Annotated in this window: 16 protein-coding genes; 8 read left to right on the plus strand and 8 right to left on the minus strand. The window is 70.7% G+C overall.

Going from position 1 to position 19,069, the window contains the following annotated elements:
* Positions 1 to 150 precede the first annotated feature (150 nt).
* From IPG61_12360 to IPG61_12370, 3 genes are read left to right on the plus strand one after another with little or no spacing between them, the layout of a single operon-like run.
* Positions 151 to 576, plus strand: coding sequence for a TrmH family RNA methyltransferase (locus tag IPG61_12360; protein MBK6734847.1), 426 nt, complete (start codon positions 151 to 153; stop codon positions 574 to 576).
* Entirely contained in the window at positions 573 to 1,193 is a 621-nt protein-coding gene (locus IPG61_12365; GenBank protein ID MBK6734848.1) for a DUF116 domain-containing protein, read from the plus strand. Before IPG61_12360 ends, IPG61_12365 begins: the two co-directional genes overlap by 4 nt.
* Complete coding sequence (locus IPG61_12370) at positions 1,190 to 2,113, plus strand: UbiA family prenyltransferase (protein ID MBK6734849.1); 924 nt, start codon at positions 1,190 to 1,192, stop codon at positions 2,111 to 2,113. The genes IPG61_12365 and IPG61_12370 overlap by 4 nt, the downstream gene beginning before the upstream one ends.
* A 22-nt stretch (positions 2,114 to 2,135) precedes the next feature.
* Here the strand turns inward: IPG61_12370 and add are convergent, their stop codons facing one another.
* On the minus strand, positions 2,136 to 3,317 hold the full coding sequence (gene add, locus IPG61_12375) for an adenosine deaminase (protein ID MBK6734850.1): 1,182 nt from the start codon (positions 3,315 to 3,317) through the stop codon (positions 2,136 to 2,138).
* Between the two features lie 340 nt (positions 3,318 to 3,657).
* On the opposite strand from add, the gene IPG61_12380 reads away from it, so the two are divergent.
* Positions 3,658 to 4,773 carry a hypothetical protein gene (locus IPG61_12380; GenBank protein MBK6734851.1) on the plus strand — a complete coding sequence of 372 codons (1,116 nt, stop codon included), beginning with the start codon at positions 3,658 to 3,660 and terminating at the stop codon, positions 4,771 to 4,773.
* 101 nt (positions 4,774 to 4,874) lie between these two features.
* Here IPG61_12380 and IPG61_12385 read toward each other — a convergent pair whose 3' ends face one another.
* The 3 genes from IPG61_12385 to IPG61_12395 are packed head-to-tail and all read right to left on the minus strand — an operon-like array spanning position 4,875 to position 9,863.
* On the minus strand, positions 4,875 to 6,236 hold the full coding sequence (locus tag IPG61_12385; protein ID MBK6734852.1) for a (Fe-S)-binding protein: 1,362 nt from the start codon (positions 6,234 to 6,236) through the stop codon (positions 4,875 to 4,877).
* Complete coding sequence (locus IPG61_12390; GenBank protein ID MBK6734853.1) at positions 6,233 to 8,659, minus strand: FAD-binding protein; 2,427 nt, start codon at positions 8,657 to 8,659, stop codon at positions 6,233 to 6,235. Before IPG61_12390 ends, IPG61_12385 begins: the two co-directional genes overlap by 4 nt.
* A complete protein-coding gene (locus IPG61_12395; GenBank protein MBK6734854.1) occupies positions 8,652 to 9,863 on the minus strand; it encodes an FAD-dependent oxidoreductase in 1,212 nt (403 codons plus the stop codon). Before IPG61_12395 ends, IPG61_12390 begins: the two co-directional genes overlap by 8 nt.
* A 212-nt stretch (positions 9,864 to 10,075) precedes the next feature.
* On the opposite strand from IPG61_12395, the gene IPG61_12400 reads away from it, so the two are divergent.
* Positions 10,076 to 10,852, plus strand: a complete 777-nt coding sequence (locus tag IPG61_12400; GenBank protein MBK6734855.1) for an electron transfer flavoprotein subunit beta/FixA family protein — start codon at positions 10,076 to 10,078, stop codon at positions 10,850 to 10,852.
* A 68-nt stretch (positions 10,853 to 10,920) separates the two neighbouring features.
* Positions 10,921 to 11,895, plus strand: coding sequence for an electron transfer flavoprotein subunit alpha/FixB family protein (locus IPG61_12405; protein ID MBK6734856.1), 975 nt, complete (start codon positions 10,921 to 10,923; stop codon positions 11,893 to 11,895).
* Between the two features lie 95 nt (positions 11,896 to 11,990).
* On the opposite strand, the gene IPG61_12410 is transcribed toward IPG61_12405, so the two are convergent.
* Entirely contained in the window at positions 11,991 to 12,593 is a 603-nt protein-coding gene (locus tag IPG61_12410; protein ID MBK6734857.1) for a chalcone isomerase family protein, read from the minus strand.
* Positions 12,594 to 12,822: 229 nt separating this feature from the next.
* Between IPG61_12410 and IPG61_12415 the strand changes: the two genes are divergently transcribed.
* The gene (locus tag IPG61_12415; protein ID MBK6734858.1) at positions 12,823 to 14,088 is read left to right on the plus strand and encodes a glycosyltransferase; all 1,266 of its coding nucleotides are present in this window, start codon (positions 12,823 to 12,825) and stop codon (positions 14,086 to 14,088) included.
* 132 nt (positions 14,089 to 14,220) lie between these two features.
* On the opposite strand, the gene IPG61_12420 is transcribed toward IPG61_12415, so the two are convergent.
* The 3 genes from IPG61_12420 to IPG61_12430 all read right to left on the minus strand — a co-directional run bounded on the left by IPG61_12420 (position 14,221) and on the right by IPG61_12430 (position 18,365).
* Positions 14,221 to 15,012, minus strand: a complete 792-nt coding sequence (locus IPG61_12420; protein MBK6734859.1) for a tetratricopeptide repeat protein — start codon at positions 15,010 to 15,012, stop codon at positions 14,221 to 14,223.
* 188 nt (positions 15,013 to 15,200) lie between these two features.
* On the minus strand, positions 15,201 to 16,244 hold the full coding sequence (locus IPG61_12425; GenBank protein ID MBK6734860.1) for a nitronate monooxygenase: 1,044 nt from the start codon (positions 16,242 to 16,244) through the stop codon (positions 15,201 to 15,203).
* A gap of 111 nt (positions 16,245 to 16,355) precedes the next feature.
* Entirely contained in the window at positions 16,356 to 18,365 is a 2,010-nt protein-coding gene (locus IPG61_12430; protein MBK6734861.1) for a (Fe-S)-binding protein, read from the minus strand.
* Positions 18,366 to 18,631: 266 nt separating this feature from the next.
* On the opposite strand from IPG61_12430, the gene IPG61_12435 reads away from it, so the two are divergent.
* The gene (locus IPG61_12435) at positions 18,632 to 19,066 is read left to right on the plus strand and encodes a CoA-binding protein (GenBank protein ID MBK6734862.1); all 435 of its coding nucleotides are present in this window, start codon (positions 18,632 to 18,634) and stop codon (positions 19,064 to 19,066) included.
* Positions 19,067 to 19,069: the final 3 nt, after the last annotated feature.

Here is a 19,069-nt window from a genome sequence, read left to right on the forward strand (position 1 = left end):
TCTGGCCCAGAATGGGGGCATGGAAGACGCCCTCAGCACCCGCCCGGCAGCCGCTGCCGGCCTGCCCCGGCCCGTGGAAGCCTGGAAGCCGGCCGCTTGCCCGCCTACGCCCTGCTGGACAACATCCGCAGCGCCTGGAACGTGGGTTCGATGTTCCGCACTGCCGACGCCGTCGGCCTGGCCGGGCTCTACCTGGGTGGCCTGACGGCCACGCCCCCGCGCCCGGACATGGAGAAGACCGCCCTCGGCGCCACGCAGACGGTTCCCTGGGACTACTGGCCGGACCCCGCTGCCTGTGCGCGCAGCCTTCGCGCCGGCGGTGTGCCGCTGGTCGTGCTGGAACAGGCGCCGGGAGCCGTCGACTGGACCACGGCCGAGTTGCCGTTCCCCCATTGCTTCGTGGTCGGGCACGAAGTCCACGGCGTCTCGCCCGGATTGCTGGCGCTGGCCGACATGGTCGTGGAGATCCCGATGTTCGGGGCCAAGCACTCGTTGAACGTGGCCGTGAGCTTCGGGGTGCTTGCCTACGAAGCACGCCGTCAGTGGATGCAGAAGATGTCCGGAGGTGGCGCGTGAGCTTCGCCTCGCCATGGCAGCGCAGCGGATACGTGCGGTTGGTCGCGGCGGCCAGGCGGTTGCTGCGTCCGTTCGGGCGCGCCGAACACGCGCTGATCGCCTGGCTGGCGGACAACCAGAACCGACGCGTGGCGCGCCACCTGGCCGGCTCGCCGGCGCGGCGCATCCTGCTGATCATGCCGCGCTGCGTCAAGAAGACCGGCTGTCGCGCCGACGTGCAGCACGGACTCGGCGAATGCCTCGCGTGCATGGGCTGCCCGCTGGGTGACGTCGCGCAGATCTGCCACCGCCACGATGTGCAGGCGCTGGTCGCGTACCGCAGCCATATCGCCTTCGAGATGGCCCACACGATCAAGCCCGACGTGATCATCGCCTCGGCCTGCCACGATCGCATGGTGAAGGCCCTGCGCAGCGTGCCCGACGTACCCGCCCTGCTGACGCCGCTGGCCGGCATGGAACGGATGTGCGTGAACGCCACCCTGGACCTGGCCTGGATCGAAAGGCAGGTGGCCGCCGTTGCGGCCGGCCGGCCCGCGCCGCTGGCGGGCGTTGCAGCCTCCGCGACGACGCCTTCGGCCACGGCCGCCACGCCCTTCCCCACGATCGAGTGCCCGTGAGCCTGTCCCGCGAACTGGCCGACGCCGCGCGCCTGACCCGCCCCCGCCAGTGGCCCATCCTGAGCGCCCAGTTCGCGGTGGGCGTGGCGCTGGCCCTGCCCCCCTGGCCGGCGCTGGACGGCGCCGTACACAGCTTGGCCCCGCTGCCGCTGGCAGGCGCCTGGCTGGCCTGGGTCGTCCTGTTGAACGGCGGCACCCTGGCCTACAACAGCGCCTGGGATCGCGACACCGGCGCCGTGGCCTACCTGCGTTGCCCGCCGGTCCCGCCGCGCTGGCTGGCCGGTGCGAGCCTGGCGGCGATGCTGGCGGGCGTCCTGGTCGGCGGCCTTTTGGTCGGCCCCGCACTGGCGGGCGTGCTCGCCGCCTGCGTCGCGCTCTCGGTGGCCTATTCGCACCCCGGGCCGCGCTGGAAGGGCCGCCCCGGGCTCGACCTGCTGACGAACATGGTCGGTTACGGCGCCGGGACCACCGCCGCCGGACTCCTGGCCGGCCGCGCCGCACTGCCGGCCGGCGCACCGACGGCGGACACCGAGGCCCTGCTGTTCTGCCTGGCCTTCGCGCTCCTGTTCGGGTCGTTCTATCCCCTGACCCAGGTCTACCAGATCGAGGCCGATCGCGCGCGCGGCGACCGCACGCTGAGCGCCGCGCTCGGCGCGCAGCGTGTCCTGGCCCTGGCGATATTCCTCGGACTGGGCGCCCTGGCGGCGATGCAGGCGGCCCTGGCTGCCGGCGGACGCGGTCCGGCGCGCTGGCTGCCGGCCGTGGCGATGTTCCTCTGGCTTGCCCACCTCTGGCGCTGGCGCGCACAGGCCCCGGAGATGGACACGGCTGCGCACGAACGGGCGATGTACCGCGCGCTGTTCCTCTGGGCGCTGGTCGATGGGATGCTGGTGGCGGCCTGGCTCCTGCCGCTGCGGTAACGACTGCGTAGGCGAAGGGCCGTCAGATCTGGCTGCGGCGACGGCGCGAGATCTCGCCCGAGAAGGCGGCGCCCTGCGAAGCGAACTCGGCCAGCACCTGGTCGACCAGCTGCACCTTGTCCTTCAGCGGCAGGAACGCCGACTTGAACCCGTTCATCACCAGTCCGAGCACCTCGTCCTCGCTAAGGTCGTAGTTCTCGACCGCGAGGCGGAACTCGTTGGTCACCGTGGTGCCGGACACCAGGCGGTTGTCCGTGTTCAGCGTGACCCGCAGGCCCTCTTCCATGAAGCGGCGGATGGGATGGCTCTGCAGGTCGGGGATGGCCTTGGTCTGCACGTTGCTTGCCAGGCAAAGCTCCACGGGAATGCGACGGTCATTCACCCAGGCCATCAGGTCGACATCCTCGATCAGGTGCGTGCCGTGCCCGATGCGGTGGGCCCGACAGTAGTGCAGCGCCTGATGGATCGAAGGCGCCCCGAAGGCCTCGCCCGCATGGATCGTGATGTTGATGTTGTTGTTGAGGACGTACAGGCAGGCCTCGATGTGGTCCTTGGCCGGATAGTCCTTCTCGGCGCCCGCGAGGTCGAAGCCGACCACGCCGCGCCCTTTCCAGCGCACGGCGAGTGCCGCCAGTTCAAGGCTCGAAGCCGCTGAAATGTGGCGGATGCCGCAGATGATCTGCCCGCAGACGATCCCGTACTGGCGCCGCGCAAGCTCCAGCCCTTCCTGCACCGCACCGACGATCTCGTCGTAGACCAGGCCCTCGTTGAGGTGCAGCAGCGGCGAATAGCGGACCTCCATGTAGCGCACGTTCTCGCGATGCGCATCCTCGGCCAGTTCATAGGCGACGCGCACCAGCGATTCACGGGTCTGCATCAGCTTCAGCGTGATGTCGAAGACGCGAAGGTATTCCACCAGGCTCGGGCAATCCTCGGGAACCTGGCACACCGCGCGCACATCATCCAGCGTGTTGAACGCATAGCCCGTGTCCCGGTGCCTGGCCAGTTCCAGGATCGTGGAAGGCCGCAACGAGCCGTCCAGGTGGACGTGCAGGTCGGTCTTCGGCAGGGCATGCAGGAAGTCGAGGCTGGGCCGGGCTGCGGCAGAGCGGGCAGTCGCGGAGTGGTGCGGGACGCGGTGTTCGGAAGAAGGGCGAACCAAAGGAACCCCTTCCCGGCGGGCTCGGCCGCAGGCCGGCGCCATGGGAAAGCTGCGGGGTAAAAATTATCGATGCGGGCGAAGTCGGGTTCCCCAGCGTACAGAGGGCGACTCATTCCCCTGAGGCCTTCGAACCCACTTCGATTTCTCCACGCCGCGACCAGCCAAGCCCCGTCGTGGAAACCCGCATCGAAAAGCGGTCGGCGAGGTATCGGTCCCCGCGCCGGACGCCTAAGTATACCCACGGCGCGCGAACCAGCGCAAGCCTGTTCTCCACCCCCCGCAAGAATTCCGGGACCTCTTGCGGGAAAGGGGATTGGACAAGGAATTGACCGAACTGTATATTCCCGGAACCACCCCGGAAGCCCTTTGCAGGAGCCAATCCATGAGGAGATTGCCGATGACGCGGGGAGCCCGTCCCAGGTTTTTCTGCGCCCTGTGGGCCACCATGCTGGTGGTCACGGCGCTGGCGGCAGGTGCCGCGACCGCCGCGACCACGGCTGCAGGCCGCTGGGCCGGCGAGATCGACACGCCTGACGGCAAGAAGGCCGAAATCTACCTGGTCCTCGACCAGAAGGATGGCGCCTGGACCGGGTCGCTCGAGGACCCCCTGCAGGGCTCTGCAGCCGTCACCGGCCTGAAGGTGACCGCCACCACGATCAGCTTCAAGTTCCAGCCGCAGGGCGCGCCCTTCGCGGCGAGCTTCAACGGTACGTACGTCGCCGGCGACGACCGTGTCTCGGGCACGTTCGCGCTGCAGGGCGCGAGCCGATTCGTGAAGTTCAAGCGCGTGGGCGCACCTGCCGGCGCCGCTCCCGCGGCGGTCGCCGGCGCCGCCGGCGCCGCACCCGCTGCGGCGGCGCCCGATACGTCGGCTGCCGCGGTGCGTACGAAGCACCCGTATCGCCTGGCGATCAGCGGCCGCATGGCCTGGTGGGCTTCGCTCCATTCGGTCAAGGACGAGCAGTACACCATCAACAACCTCACGGCTTCGGCCCCGGCCTTCGACGGCGCCGTGAAGTGGTTCGTGCTCGACGGCTTCAGCGTGTTCGTGCGCGGCGTTCGCGCCGGCCAGAACATGTCCGAGGATCCCGAGCGGCTGGCGGCCTATGCCGCCAACGGACTGACCTCCGACAGCTATCTCAGCCTGGACGGTTTCGAAGTGGGCGTTACGGGCTACCTCGGCGCGAAGCTGATGCCCCGCTCGAATTTCAACCCGTACCTGACCGGTGGCGCCGGCCGCTACCAGTGGACGATGACCAGTGCCGGTCGCGGGACCGACCCGTTGACCATCGAGCTGCAGGCGCTCGAAGGCACGGACATGGGCGGCTGGTTCGGCATGGGCACGGAGTACGCGCTGGGCGAGAAGCTCGCGCTGGACTTCGAGTGGGCCTGGCGTTTCTTCCTCACGCGCGACACCAAGACCTGGCGCGACAGCGAGGATACGTGGGGCAATACGCTCGCGTGGGCCATGTCGGCGGGCGTGACATACGGGTTCTGAGCTTGTCCTGATGAACTGGAGCGAGAATCACGAAGGGCGCCGTCCGGCCGGACGGCGCCCTTCCGCTTTTCGATACGGGGGCAACCCGGTGCGACGGGAGTTCATCCTCCTGCCGTCATCGCTCCCCGCACAGCGGCGTACCACAGGAGATCCCCCAGGGGCAGGATCGGAGGACCTGACTGCGGCAGCCCCGCCAGTCCGCGCGCGATCTGGCCCTGGCAGCCCGGATTCGCGGTGACGACCAGGTCGGCGCCGGTCGCCGCCAGGACGGCCGCCTTGCGCGCCCCCAGCGCGCCCGCCAGTTCGGGATGGCCCAGCGACCACAGGCCACCGCTGCCGCAACAGGCATCCGCTTCGTCCGGCTCGAGCAGAACCAGCCCGGGAATGGCGCGCAGCAGCCGACGCGGTTCCGCCACCAGGCCCTGACCGTGCCGGGCGTGGCAGGGGTCGTGCAGGGCGACCTTCAGCGGCACCTCGCCGAACGGCGGATGCGTCGCGCCGGCCAGCCAGGCGATAGCGTCAAGCTGGGGCGAGGGCAGGCGTTCGCCGTAGGCGCGGACAGCAACGCCGCAACCTGCCGCCTCGGTGATGATAGCCGCGGCGCCGGCCGCAGCGCCCCACGCGGCCAGGTTCTGTTCACGCAGTTCCGAGGCGCGTTCGGGGCGCCCGGCGTGCTCCGCCAGCGCGCCGCAGCACCCGGCACCGGCTGTCGTCACCAGTTCGGCCCCCGCCCAGGCCATGACGTCGCGCAGCCGACGCGAGGAATCTGGTAGCAGACCTTCGTTGGCGCAGCCCGCGAACCAGAGCAGCCGTGTGCGCACCGACGGGTTGGCAGCAGGGTCGGCGGCAAGGCGGCGGCTCGGCACTGGCGACTTCGTCGGGGGCACACCCGCCAGGGCATCCAGGCGGCGCAGGAGATCGCGATCGGCCCGCGGGGCCCGGGGCCCCGCGTCGACCAGGCGCGCCAGGGCTCGCCAGGGCCGGCCTGTGGCGGCCCGCGCCCGCCAGTCGGCGCCCAGGACCAGGCGCAGCCCGGCGCGGCCCAGGCGCGCGGACAGGCCCAGAAACCGCAGGCGCGCCGGGGTGTCCAGGCGGCTGACCAGCGCAGCCGTCTTTTCCGGGGCGCGTCCGGGACCGGCCTCGCGCGCCGTGGCCACCGCCGTGGCCAGCAATGCGGCCGGCACACCGCTCGGGCAGACGGCGGTGCAGGCCAGGCACCCGAGGCAGCTGTCCAGGGCCTCGTGCCAGCCGGAATCGGCGCCGGCGGCAGCCGGATCGGCCAGCACCTCTCCCCACAGCAGCAGGCGACCGCGAGGCGACATCGTCTCGTCACCGGTGGCCAGCCAGGTGGCGCAGACCGGCAGGCACAGGCCGCACTGGATGCAGCGCCGGAGCAACGCATCGAGCTCTTCGCGCGCATCGCTCGGGATTACGGGTCCCGGGCCTTTGAGCGGCTCAGTCATCGGCCCCCTCCAGCAGCCAATCGGGTCCACCCAGCGTCCCGTCGGGATCGAAACACCGCTTGAGGCGGCGCAGCAGCGCCGTCGGGACCTCTGCCGCCGGCTTCGGCAACGGCTGCGGCCTTCCATCGGCGATGATCACGTCGGCATGCCAGCCGCCCGGCGGCGCTGTCACCCCGGGGCACCAGGCCAGCCGCGGGTGCGCCTGCCAGACCAGCCGGATCGGGCCTGCCGGCAGCACGCCCGCCTGGCGCCCGGGCAGCGGCTGCAGTGCCGGTCCAATCGGGGCCGGCCAGCGCCCAATCCGGCGCCCCGGCCGAGCGCGCCAGCCCGGAAGCCTCGGCAAACGGTGCGCGCAGCGTCGCAACCGTGCGGCAGGCCAGCGCGGGCGACATGCCGTCGACGGACGCTTCCAGCGCGGCGTGCACACTCGCATCACCGGCGGCCAGCAGCACGGCCTGCCGCCAGCGACCGGTCAGGTCACGGGTGATGATCGCCTGGCTTCCGGCCAGGCCGTCGCCGCCGGCCGCCAGCGCCGCGAGCAGGGCGGCGACGGCTCCGGGCGCACCCTCCCGCTCCGGGTCGGCCTCAAGGCGCCAGGCCCAGGCCTCGACCGGTGCGGGCCTCAACTGCAGCGTCACCGCCTGCAGGCGCGCGAGCCGCCCGTCGGAACCGCAGAGCAACCGCGGCAGGTCGTAGCCCGCAACGTTCTTGAACACCGGTGCACCAACGTGGAACGGACGTCCGTCCCCCGTTGTCGCCCACGCTTCGAGCAGGAGGTCGCGAGCCGTCGCACGGGCCAGCGCCAACGGGCCGACGAGCAGCCGGTCCGTGAGCTCCCCGAGCGTGACGGCGGATTCGAGTCCCGGTCCATCGCCGTTGCCGGCAAGCCCGAGGGGCAACCACAGGCCGCGGGCGAGCGCCGCGGCCTGCAGCGACGCCAGGGGCGTCGCCACCGGCGCGCTGACCGTGAGGTCGTCCCAGGCGAAACGGCAGTCTGCCGGCGCCGGTGGCAGCGACGCGAATGACGCAGCCGGGCCGGGCACGGGCAGCGCCTTTCCCGGATTGAGCAGGCCATCCTGATCGCAGGCCGCCTTGATGCCGTGCAACAGCGAGGCCGTGACGGCGTCGATCTGCCAGGGCAGCGCATGCCGCTTCTCGAGTCCCACACCGTGCTCGCCGGTCACGCTGCCGCGTCGGCGCAGGGCCGCGCGGATGATGGTGTCGGCGACCGCGTGGGCCCGCGCCGTCTCGCCTTCACGGCGTTCGTCGTAGTGCACGGCCGGATGCAGGTTGCCGTCGCCGGCATGGAACGCGGTCGCGATCTTCAGGCCGGACTCGCGGCGCACGTCCTGGATCTCGCGCACCAGTCCCGGCAGTTCGCCGAGCGGCACCACGATGTCCATGCTGACGTAGTTCGGCGAGAGGCGGCCAACGGCGCCGAACGCGCGCTTGCGGCACTGCCACAGCGCCAGGCGCTGTTCCTCGTCGGCGGCGCGGCGCACCTCGCGCGCGCCTGCATCGCCCAGGATCCGGCAGGCCAGCTCGGCCTGCGGCCCGACGGCCGCGGCATCGCCGGCCAGTTCGGCGATCATCACCGCCTCGACATCGCAGGGAAGGCCGAATCCGAAGGCCTCCTCCACCGTGAGCACCATGGCCTTGTCGATGATCTCGACGGCCACCGGCAGCAGCCCTGCCTGCAGGAGGCGCGGCACTGCCGCGGTGGCGTGTTCGAGCACGGGGAACGACGCCAGCAGCGTCACGACCGCGGGCGGCGTCGGGGTCAGTTGCAGCCAGGCCCCCGTGACGATGCCGAGCGTGCCCTCGCTGCCGCAGAGAAGCCCACGCAGGTCGATGCCGCGTGACACGGCCACGGGCTCGCCCGTGGTCCAGCTGCGTCCGCGCGCATCGCACCAGTCGAGCGCTCGCAGGTGATGGCTGGTGACGCCCAGGCGCAGGCAATGAGGGCCGCCGGCGTTCTCGGCGATGTTGCCGCCGATCGTCGAGGCGACCTGGCTGGACGGGTCCGGTGCGAAATGAAGGCCGTGCGGCGCAGCGCGGCGCGTGAGCGTTGCATTGAGCACCCCGGGCTGGGCGCGCACCGCGCCGACCACGGCATCGACCGGGCCGAGCGCGACCAGGCGCGCCGTACCCAGGACCAGCGCATCCTCGCAAGGCACCGCGCCGCCGCTCAGTCCGGTGCCGGCCCCGCGCGCCACCACCGGCACGCCGGCGGCAGCGCACAACCCGATCACGTGGGCGATGTCCTCTTCGCACGCCGGCAACGCCACCGCCAGCGGACGGCCTCCCGACAGGTGCGAAGCGTCGCGGGAGTACACCGACAGTGCGGCGCTCCCGGTCAGCAGGCCGCCGGGACCCAGCCGGTCGGCCAGTGCCCGCAGCAGGGCTGTCTGCGTGTCATTCATCCCGGGCCCCGACGGCGGCGGCCTGCGCCCATGCCGCGGCGAGCAGGGGCGGCAACGTTTCCGCCCAGGCGCCGGGGGCCTTCGCGTGAGCCGACAGCAGGCTGGTCGCTGCATCGGCCAGGTCGCCGCTGCCCGGCCCTGCCGCCTGCACGCCGAGGGCGCCCCCGGTGTCGGCATCGAGCACGCACCTCGCCCACGCCGCGCCGTCGGCGGCGCGACCGGTGGCCACGCGGAACCCGCGCGTTGCAGCGCCCGCGGCCGAGAGTCCCGCCGACAGCAACGGCACCGGTCGTTCGATCACCCGCGGCAGCGTACCGAACCGCACGGGAACCGGCTCGCTCCCGGCGGCGACGTCGACGATCGAAGCCACCTGCTCGCGAACCGCCTGCGGCGTCAGCGGCAGCGCCAGCGCCCCGCCCAGGGCGTGCAGCCCCGGCTCAGCGGTCTCGAAGCGGCTGTCGACCTGCAGGAATCCGTCGCGATCGCCAAGGGCGCGCGTCCGTTCGACGCCGAGTCCGGCCAGCTCGGGGCGCCAGCCCAGCGCCGCCACCGCCAGATCGGCTTTCTCGCAGCGATCCGGTGCACCGCCACCGGCCCGCAGCGTGACGCGGGCCGCCGTCCCCGACGTCTCGACCGCAACGGCGCGCCAGCCGACGAGGATGCCGACGCCCGCCGCAAGCAGCGCCGCGTGTGCCGCATCCGCCAGCGGTGCGTCCCAATCCGGGAGAATGCGAACCGAGGACTCCACGAGCAGGACCTCGCGGCGGCCATCGGCCCAGGCCGCTGCAGCCTCGACGCCGGTATGCCCGGCCCCGAGCACGATGATCCGCGCGGGTCCGCCCCCGCCTTCGGGCCTGCGCGGCGAGGGCGCCGTACCGCCCCACCACGACGGGCTGGCGGGCCGCAGCCGCGGCGCCAGCACCAGGCGTCGCGACGCCAGCACGACCGTTCCGGTGTCCGTGGTCGCCACCACGCTGCCCCGGCCCGCCAGGCAGGCGCGTCCGACCACCAGGCGCACGGCGGATCCGGCCTGGTCGGCAACGGTCGCGAAGGGCCACGGCCAGCCTTCATGTGCTTCGCCGCCGGCGGCGCCGCGCGGCGGCACCAACCAGGTGACGCACAGGCCACGGCCTGCGGCTGCCAGCACGATCTCGCGCGCGCCCGGGCCGTCGCCGAGGACCATCAGGTCCGGAGTCTCCGCCATCGATTGCCGCCCGCCGGACGCGACCGCGCGGACCATCCCGCCACGACGCCCGGACAAGCGCCCATGATCGCGCAGCCGGCGTCCGGGCACCAGTGCCGGTTGCGGCCGTTCGTGGCCTCGTTGACGGGTCCGGAAGCGCGGCCTATTATGGCCCGATTGCAGTTGCCGCGGGGCGGGCCGCGCCCCCGGGACGCCGACATCCGGGAGGAACCATGAAGATTGCCGTCTGTGTGAAGCAGGTGCCGGATTCCGAAACGCGGATCAATCTGGCCGCACCCGCCGCGAAGCTGGACCAGACCGGTTTCACGCGCGTGCTGAACCCCTACGATGCGTATGCGGTCGAGGAGGCCGTCCGCATCAAGGAAGCGCGCGGCGGCGAGATCACCGCGATCACCGTCGGCCCCGAGACGGTGAAGGAGACACTGAAGAAGGACTGCCTGGCCGTCGGTTGCGACAAGGCGATCATCATCAACGACCCGGCGCTCGCCGGCGCGGACGAAGCGGCCATCGCCGAGGTTCTCGCCGCGGCCCTGAAGCAGGGCGGCTACGACCTGATCCTGTTCGGCATCAAGGCCATCGATGACGACAGTGGCCAGATCGGCATCCTCGTGGCCGAGAAACTGGGCCTGCCCCATGTGGCGACCATCACCAAGCTCGAGCTCGGCGAAGGCACGCTGACGGCGCATCGCGAAATCGAAGGCGGCAAGGAGATCGTCGATTGCCCGCTGCCGGCCGTGCTGACCTGCCAGAAGGGCCTGAACGAGCCGCGGCTGCCGAGCCTGCCGAACATCATGAAGGCCGGCATGAAGCCGATGCAGGTCGTCACCTGCGCCGACCTCGGCCTGACGCCGCCGGCCAGCCTCGTCGAGATCCGTCAATACAGTCCCCCGCCCGCGCGCGGCACCTGTCGCCTGGTCACCGGCGACGACGCGGCTGCGGCCGCGCGTGAACTGGCGCGCGTGCTGAACGAGGAAGCCAAGGTCATCTGAACCGGTTCCGTCACCGGTGCAATGCGGTCAACGGAACCTGGTCATCCAACCTGCGGGGGAAGTCGGACATGGCGAATATTGCGGTTTTCATCGAGCAGCGCGACGGCGCCTTCAAGAAGGTGGCGTGGCAGATGATCAGCCAGGCGCGCAAGCTTGCCGACGCGAGCGGCGGCGAGGTCTGGGGCGTTCTGCTGGGCGGCGATCCGGCGGCCGCGGCAGCGCTGGCCGGGAAGCACGGCGCCCACCGGCTGTTCGCAGCCGGCGACCAGCTCGAGCGCTACGACAGCGAACGTTACGGCACGGCCTTGGCCGCGTTCTGCCGCACCCAGAAGCCCGACCTGGTGCTGATCGGCGCCACGGCCCTGGGCCGCGACCTGGGCCCGACGGCGGCGGCCAAGCTGGGGTGCGCCTGCATCAGCGATGCGATCGCCCTGAAGTTCGAGGGCGGAGCGTGGGAAGTGCGGCGGCCGATCTACGCCGGCAAGTGCTTCGTCGACGTGGTGCCGAAGACGGCGCCGGCCATCGTCGGCATCCGCCCGAACGCGTTCGTCGCCCAGGACGGCGGCGGCGCGGCAGCGGCGGTGACGGCATTCGACGCCGGGCAGGCGCAGGTGACGCCCCGCGCGATCGTGCGCGAGATCGTCGGCTCGGACGGCGGTCGCGTCGAGCTCACCGAGGCGGACATCGTCGTTTCCGGCGGGCGCGGCATCAAGGGTCCCGAGAACTACGTGCTCATCGAGGAGCTCGCCGCCGCCCTGAACGCGGCTGCGGGCGCCAGCCGCGCCGTGGTCGATGCCGGCTGGGTCGACTACTCGCACCAGGTCGGGCAGACGGGCAAGACCGTGGGCCCGAACCTGTACATCGCCTGCGGCATCAGCGGCGCGATCCAGCACCTGGCGGGCATGAGCAGCAGCAAGTGCATCGTCGCCATCAACAAGGACCCTGCCGCGCCCATCTTCAAGGTGGCGGACTTCGGCGTGGTCGGCGACCTGTTCGAGGTCCTGCCGGCGTTGACGAAGGCCGTCAAGGAGATCCGCGGCTGAGGCGCCCCGGCGCACCGGCGTCGTTCAGGCCATCAAGGGAAAAAGGAAGGGCCGCACCCACCGGGGCGCGGCCCTTCCGCTTGATGGACGCCGTCTCAGCGCCGGACGCCGGCCAGCGCGTCCTGCATGTCGCCGCTGACGGGTTCGCTGCCGAACCACACCGACCACAGCGCCTCGACGAAGGCCAGGTTCGTGATCGTCCCCTTGGCTTCGCCGTTCAGTTCCGTCACCAGGCCCTGGCCGGGCACATAGGTGAACAGGATCACGTCGCCGGCCTGGGCATCGCGCGTGAAGTAGCCCTCGAACGTGGTCATGTCCGCGCTGAACGGGCCGAGGTCGGGGTAGTTCTTCTCGATCACTTCGCGGAAGGCGCCGATGAGCTTCTCGCGCGAGAAGCTGCGCCGCAGGTCCATGCGCAGGCGCTTGGGAGCGTCAAGCTTCCAGATGGCGGCGGCGCGCTCGCCGCTGAGGTCCGCGCCTTCGGCGACGTACGAGGCGATGGTGTAGACATCGACCTTGAGCATGGTCTTCTCGCGCAGCGCCGTGCCGGTCGCGGCCAGGACCTGCTCCCCGGCCCCGGTCGGGATGGACACCGTGTCGGGGTATTCCGTCCCGGTCTTGGATTCGACGATGGCGGCGGCCTGACCCGCCGCCAGCAGGAACGCCGCTGTCGCGACGAGCGAGAGCCTGTGACGCATGTTCCGGTCTCCTTCGCTGGGTTCCCTGAAACGTCCCGGGGCCCGGTTGGCGGGCGCCGCCTGCTGACACTATCGCGGGCCGACCTCCCCGACAAGTGAAAGCAGGCAGGCAACGGCACGCGACCTGCAAAGGTTCCCGGTATCGCACCGGGCCGGGACAGGGCGCCGGCGAGCCCCATTTCCGCAAGCGCAACGCGTTGGCGGGCAATAAGCTGGAAAGCGGCACCTCGTGAACCACGGCAACGCCTCGCCCAACACTGCCCCACCGCTGCTGGCCCTGGCCATGATCGTGCGCGATGGTGGCCAGTTTCTGGACTCCCTGCTCGGCTCCGCGCGGCCCCACGTCGATGAGATCGTGGTCGTCGACACCGGGAGCCGCGACGGCAGCCGGGAAGCGGCGCTGGCCCACGGGTCACGCCTGCTGGAGTTTCCCTGGTGCGACGACTTCGCCGCCGCCCGGAATGCCTCGCTGGCAGCGACGCGGGCACGCTGGATCCTGTGTCTCGACGCCGACGAACAACTGGCCCCGGCCGACTGGCACGACCTGCGTGCCACAGCTGCGGCCTGGCAGGAAAACGGCCCCGCTGCGGGCCGCATCGTGACCCGCAACTACCTGGCCGAGCCCTGGAGCCGGCGCGGCTGGGAGCCGGTTCCCGCGGACGACCCCCACGCCCTGCCGGATCGTCCCGGGCCGGTGGCCCCCGGCTTCGTCGCCACCACGAAGATCCGCCTGTTCCCCAACCACGACCGCGTGCGTTTCCGCGGGCGCCTGCACGAGACCGTGGAGGCGAGCGTCCGTGAGCTGGGCCTGCCGACGACGAACCTGCCGGTCGTTGTGCACCATTTCGGCCTGCTCGCCCCGGATGCAGCCAAGGTCGCCCGCTACCTGGATCTGGCGCACCGCAAGACAGCCGAGCAACCCGCCGATGCCGGTGCGTGGAACGAACTGGCCGACTGTGCTCTGGCGGCCGGCAACCAGGCCTTGGCCCTGCAGGCAGCGGAGCGGGCGCTTACGCTGGCACCGGACCACGTGGATGCGCGGCTGACCGCCGGTTGGCTGCACAAGGAGGCCGGAGCGTTCGCACGTGCCGAAGCGCACCTGCTGGCGGTGGCCGGCTGCGCCACGGCGGGCGACGGCCAGTTCGGACAGGCTTGCCACCTCCGCGCACAGGTCGCCATGCTCGACGGGCGCTCAGAAGCGGCCGGTCCCCTGCTCATGGCAGCGCTGCGGCTCCTTCCGGATGATGGCCATGTCCACAACACGCTCGGCGCCTGGCACCTGACCTGCGGGCGCGGCGAGCCGGCGCGCGCGGCGCTGGAACGGGCTGCCGCCATGCTGCCGCATGTCCCCGACCCGTGCCTGAACCTGGCGAGGATGTACGAGGCCGCCGGCCATCCGGTCCTGGCGGCGCGCCATTATGAGGCGGCGCTGCAGCGCGATCCGGGTCGCGCCTCGGCGCGCGAGGCCCTGGAACGGCTGGCCCAGCCGGCCTGAATCACCAGGCGGGCCTGCAGCACCCCGCTGGTCCGGATCACCCCATCGACACGAACGGCCGCCGCACCCAGCGGGTGACGGCGGCCGCTTTCCGGAACGCCATGACGGCAGGCCGCCGGGCGGCAGCCGGAATCAGTTGAGCTTCTTCCAGACCGCGGTCATGTTGAGCCCGCCCGCTTCGGCGATCTGCGCATGATGCCGCGCCTGCTCCGCCTCGCCGAGATAGCTGCAGGCGATGCCGAGGTAGGCGTGCGCGACGAGGTTCCCGTCATCGAGCGTCAACGCGCGCCGGCAGGCATCGGCCGCCGACGAGAACTGGCCGAAGCGACAAAACAGCCGACCCTGACGCGCCAGGGCCTCGGCTGCGGCGGGATCCAGCGCGAGCACCTGGCCATAGGTTGTGAACGCCTCGCGCAGCTTGTCCTGCTTCTCGAAGACCTGACCGAGCGCCAGCCACAGCTGCGGGTCGTCCGGATGGGCGGAGATGTACTTCAGGCAGGCGTCCTCGGCCACGGAAGCGTTGCGCGCCTCGAGCAGCCCGGCGACCATGCGCGTGCGCGGTGCCGACTCGCCGGGCGCCAACCGCACCGCTTCCTCGTAGCTTTCGAGGGCAGACTTCGGCCAACCCAGCGCCAGGTAGACATCACCCATGCACAGGTGCGCCGCGGACGACTCGGGCATCAGGACCAGCGCTTCGCGGGCGAGCGCCTCGGCGCGCGGCAGCTTGCCCAGGCGCCGGTAGAGTCCCGCCAGTTCCAGCAGCACCGGCGCCGGTGCGGCCGCCTGGCGGCATCCCGCCTCGAGTACGGCAGCGGCTTCTTGCAGATCGCCTGCCTGGGTGAGCCAATCCGCGTAGGCAAGATAGTTGCGGGCCTGGTCGGGGGCGGCGGCAAGAAGTGCCTCCCCTTCGGCGCGCGATGACAACGGGGAAGCTTGGGCAACGGCAGGGACGACCGCGGCGTACAACCAGGCCAAACCCGCACAGACAAGGGCAATTCTGGACATCATGGCAACTCCGGATTCGGGCAGACGGGAGGGACGCCGCGCCTTGGCGGCGTCCGGGACCCGATCCGGACATCAAGATTGGTGCCAGCGATACCGGACGGCGGTGTTCAGCCGTCGAGACGGCGACGCGCCTCGCCCAGCGCAGCATCGGCCTCGGCGACCAGGTCGGTCAGGATGTCGCGCAGCGGCTGCACGCGGGTGACCAGGCCCACCGACTGGCCGGCCATGAGCGAGCCATCCTCGACATCGCCGTCGACGGCGGCGCGGCGCAGCGAACCCACCCAGTACTCTTCCACCTTGTACTGGGCTTCCTGCCGGTTGACGTCCCCCAGCCGGAGCTTCTCCAGCAGCTCCAGCTGCAGGTCGCCGAAGTGTTCCATGGCGTGGTTGTTCAGCGCGCGCACGGAGACGACCGGCAGCTTGGCGCTGTACTGCGGCGTCGAGATCGCTTCACGGGAACGGGCACGGATGAAGACATCCTTGAACTTCGGATGAGCCGTGCACTCCTCGGCCATCACGAAACGCGTCCCCATCTGCGCACCGGCGGCGCCCATCAGCACCAGGTGCGCGATCATCTTGCCGGTGGCGATGCCGCCGGCCACGAAGATCGGCAGCGACGGGAAATTGAAGAGGATCTCCTGCAGCAGGACCACGGTCGAAACGTGGCCGATGTGGCCGCCGGCCTCGCTGCCCTCGAGGATCAGGGCATCGGTGCCGTAGTCGATCATGCGCTCGGCGATGCTCCCGGTCGAGGCGAAGCACAGCACCTTGGCGCCGCTGTCCTTTGCCTTCTGCACTTCCGAACCGCGCGGGATCGAACCGGCAAAGACGATGTGACTCACCTTGCGCTCGCAGAGGATGTCCAGGTGGGACAGGTAGTTCGGGGCAATGGTGATCACGTTGCCGGCAAAGGGCCGTGACGTCTTCGCGCGGGTGTCGTCGACATACTGGGCGAACAACTCCGGCGGCATGTTGCCGGCAGCGAGCACGCCGAACGCCCCCAGGTTGCTCATCAGCGACACGAGTTGCGGATCGGAGATCCAGGTCATCGCCCCGCACATGATGGGCAACTCGCTGCCGAGGAAATCCTTGCCGCGACGCCAGACCTTGTCGAGCGCGGGCGTGGATGAAACGGGATTGGGCGGGGTCATGGCGCATCCTTTCGGGCGTTGGCCGGCGGCCGACGATTGCCATCCGGTATAACAGATAAGGAGCGGCCGCGCAACGTCCGCCGGTGTCGGCGTCGCCTGCGGCCGTCCGGATCAGGCCAGGTTGTCCAGCAGCACCTCGGCGATATCGCGCGCGCGCAATTGCTCGGAGCGGTCCGTTTCCTTGATGGCGTCGCCGAGCATGGTCAGGCAGAACGGGCATGCGGTGCAGACTTCCGCGGCGCCGGTGGCCGCGGCTTCGGCGATGCGGTTGTGGTTGATCCGCGTGCCGAGGTGCTCCTCCATGAACATGCGACCGCCACCGGCGCCGCAGCAGAAGCCCTCGCGGCGGTGACGCGGCATCTCGGTGATGGTCACGCCGGGCACTGCAGTGAGCACGTCGCGCGGCGCCTCGTATACCTCGTTGTGGCGCCCAAGGTAGCAGGAATCGTGGTAGGTGACCTTGAGGTCGGCGCCGGGCTTCAGCTTCAGTCGGCCATCGCGCACGAGTTCCGACAGCAGTTCGCTGTGGTGGATGACTTCGACATCCTCCAGCCCGAAGTCGGGATACTCGTTGGCGATCGAGTTGAAGCAGTGCGGGCAGGCCGTCAGCACCTTGCGCACGTTGTAGCGTTTGAACGTCTCGATGTTGATCGGCGCCTGCATCTGGAACAGGTACTCGTGGCCGACGCGCCGCGCCGGGTCGCCGCAGCAACCCTCTTCGCGGCCCAGCACGGCGTAATCGATGCCGGCATGGTCGAGCAGCTTCACGAGCGCCCGCATCACGTCCATGTTGCGGCTGTCGAAACTCCCGGCGCAGCCGACGAACAGCAGGTAGGCAGCCGAGCCCTTGTCGCGCATCCGGGGCACCGGCAGGTCGCCGATCCAGTCCTCGCGCGCGGCGCTGCTCACGTTCCAGGGGTTGCTGTTGTTCTCCAGCCCGCGCAGGGCGTTCTGCAGCGCAGCAGGCACCTTCGCCTCCATCATCACCAGGTGCCGCCGCTGGTCGACGATGTTCGGGATGTGGTCGATCATGACGGGGCAACTGCTGACACACCAACCGCAGGTCGTGCAGGCCCAGATCGCTTCCTCGTCGTTGATCTGGCCGATCAGCGCGGGGCGCTCCCGTTCGTTGATGGCCACTGCAGCCTCGGCATGTCGCCCCTGGCTCTTGAGCTTCCCCACCTTCACCAGGTGATCGGCCAGGTCCCAGGCATGGTCGCGCTCGTTGGTGATGATCTCGCGCGGGTGCAGGGGCTTTCCGGTCAGGTGGGCCGGGCACATGTCGTCGCAGCGCCCGCATTCCGTGCAGGTATACATGTCGAGGATGCGCCGCCAGGAGAAGTCCTCGATCCTGCCCACGCCGAACTGCTCGCGCCCCTCGAATTCCATCTTCTCCAGGGTGCCCTGCGGGCTCAACCGGCGCAGGTAGACCGCCGGCAGCGCCGTCAGCACGTGGAAGTGCTTGCCGAAGGGCAGGTAGTTGAGGAAGGCGAGCAGGAGCACGATGTGCGCCCAGTAGTTGCCGTGCAGCCAGAGGTTCGTCGCGACGGGCCGGCCGGTATCGAAGAAACCGGCGAATGCCGTGGACAGCCAGGCCCAGCCGCGCTCGGGATGGGCCGGCTCGAGCGCGAACAGCGCCGCGTCGGCCAGGATGTCGGTCACCATCAGCGACGCGATCCAGACCAGGATGAGCAGCCCTTCGACGTTCAGATGGAGCCGACTGGGACGCGTCACGACCCGGCGCCAGATGCCCCAGGCGATGGCGAGGATCACGAGGGCCGCAAAGGTGTCCTTCACCGCAGCGTAGACGAGACCCAGTCCGCCGCCGAGCAGGGGCAGGTGGAAGTCGGCATCGAAGCCGCGGCCGATCAGGGTGCACGTGCGGGTGAAGATGACGATGAAGCCGGCGAAGATCGCCACGTGCATCCAGCCGGCCCCCCGTTCCTGCAACAGGCGCTGCTGGCCGAAGCCCAGGACGAGCAGGGAGCGCAGCCGTTCCCTGACGTTGTCGAACCGGTTGTCGGGCGTACCGGCACGCAGCAGCCACCAGCGGTCGGCCAAGGTGCCGATGAACATGGACAAGGCACAGAACAGGAGTACGGACATCGCGATGGCGTTCACGGCAACCCTCCGGCGGCGGCGCGCCGACGGACCGGTGGGCCCGGCGCTGCGGCGAGACTGGCGATCCTTCGCCTGCCGAAGATAACCGCAAGTCGGGCCGGACAAAAGCGGCGATTGCCCCCGGTCCGCCGCCCCGGGCGATCCGGCGGCACAGCCCGGTTTACAGCGCCCGCCGTCGGGGTTAACCTGCCGGGGTGCCCGACCGCGCCGATCCGCGCGGCGAACGCCCCCGGACCGGCAAGGACCCGAAACGGCAAGGACGAGCCATGTCATCCCCGCTGGAGCCCACCAATCCCCCCGACGAAACCGTTCGCCGCGTGCTCGCCGACATGCGCCGGGTGGCGGTGGTCGGCCTTTCCGCGCGCCCGGACCGGGCCAGCTACGGCGTGACCCGGTTCCTGGTCAGCCGTGGCCTGGAAGTCGTGGGCGTGAACCCGGCCCTCCAGGAAGACGTGCTGGGCCTGCCGATCGTCGCCGAACTCGACGAAGTGGCGGGACCGGTCGATGTGGTCGATGTGTTCCGGCGCAGCGACGCGGTGCCCGGGATCGTCGACCAGGCGATCGCGATCGGGGCCCGCGCCATCTGGCTGCAGGAGGGTGTGGTGCACGAGGAAGCTGCCGCCCGGGCGCGCACCGCCGGACTGACCGTCATCCAGGACCGCTGCCTCTACAAGGAGTGGCTGCGGTTGCTGAACGGGTGACGG

The sequence above is a fragment of the bacterium genome (assembly GCA_016703265.1).
Taxonomy (GTDB): domain Bacteria; phylum Krumholzibacteriota; class Krumholzibacteriia; order LZORAL124-64-63; family LZORAL124-64-63; genus CAINDZ01.

Coding starts and splice junctions, on each gene's coding strand:
- IPG61_12390 (MBK6734853.1), bottom strand. CDS start 8,659: ATGAATGACACGCAGACAGCCCTGCTGCGGGCACTGGCCGACCGGCTG.
- IPG61_12395 (MBK6734854.1), bottom strand. CDS start 9,863: ATGGCGGAGACTCCGGACCTGATGGTCCTCGGCGACGGCCCGGGCGCG.
- IPG61_12410 (MBK6734857.1), bottom strand. CDS start 12,593: ATGCGTCACAGGCTCTCGCTCGTCGCGACAGCGGCGTTCCTGCTGGCG.
- add (MBK6734850.1), bottom strand. CDS start 3,317: ATGGCGCCGGCCTGCGGCCGAGCCCGCCGGGAAGGGGTTCCTTTGGTT.
- IPG61_12385 (MBK6734852.1), bottom strand. CDS start 6,236: ATGACTGAGCCGCTCAAAGGCCCGGGACCCGTAATCCCGAGCGATGCG.
- IPG61_12360 (MBK6734847.1), top strand. CDS start 151: ATGTTCCGCACTGCCGACGCCGTCGGCCTGGCCGGGCTCTACCTGGGT.
- IPG61_12380 (MBK6734851.1), top strand. CDS start 3,658: ATGAGGAGATTGCCGATGACGCGGGGAGCCCGTCCCAGGTTTTTCTGC.
- IPG61_12435 (MBK6734862.1), top strand. CDS start 18,632: ATGTCATCCCCGCTGGAGCCCACCAATCCCCCCGACGAAACCGTTCGC.
- IPG61_12425 (MBK6734860.1), bottom strand. CDS start 16,244: ATGACCCCGCCCAATCCCGTTTCATCCACGCCCGCGCTCGACAAGGTC.
- IPG61_12400 (MBK6734855.1), top strand. CDS start 10,076: ATGAAGATTGCCGTCTGTGTGAAGCAGGTGCCGGATTCCGAAACGCGG.
- IPG61_12405 (MBK6734856.1), top strand. CDS start 10,921: ATGGCGAATATTGCGGTTTTCATCGAGCAGCGCGACGGCGCCTTCAAG.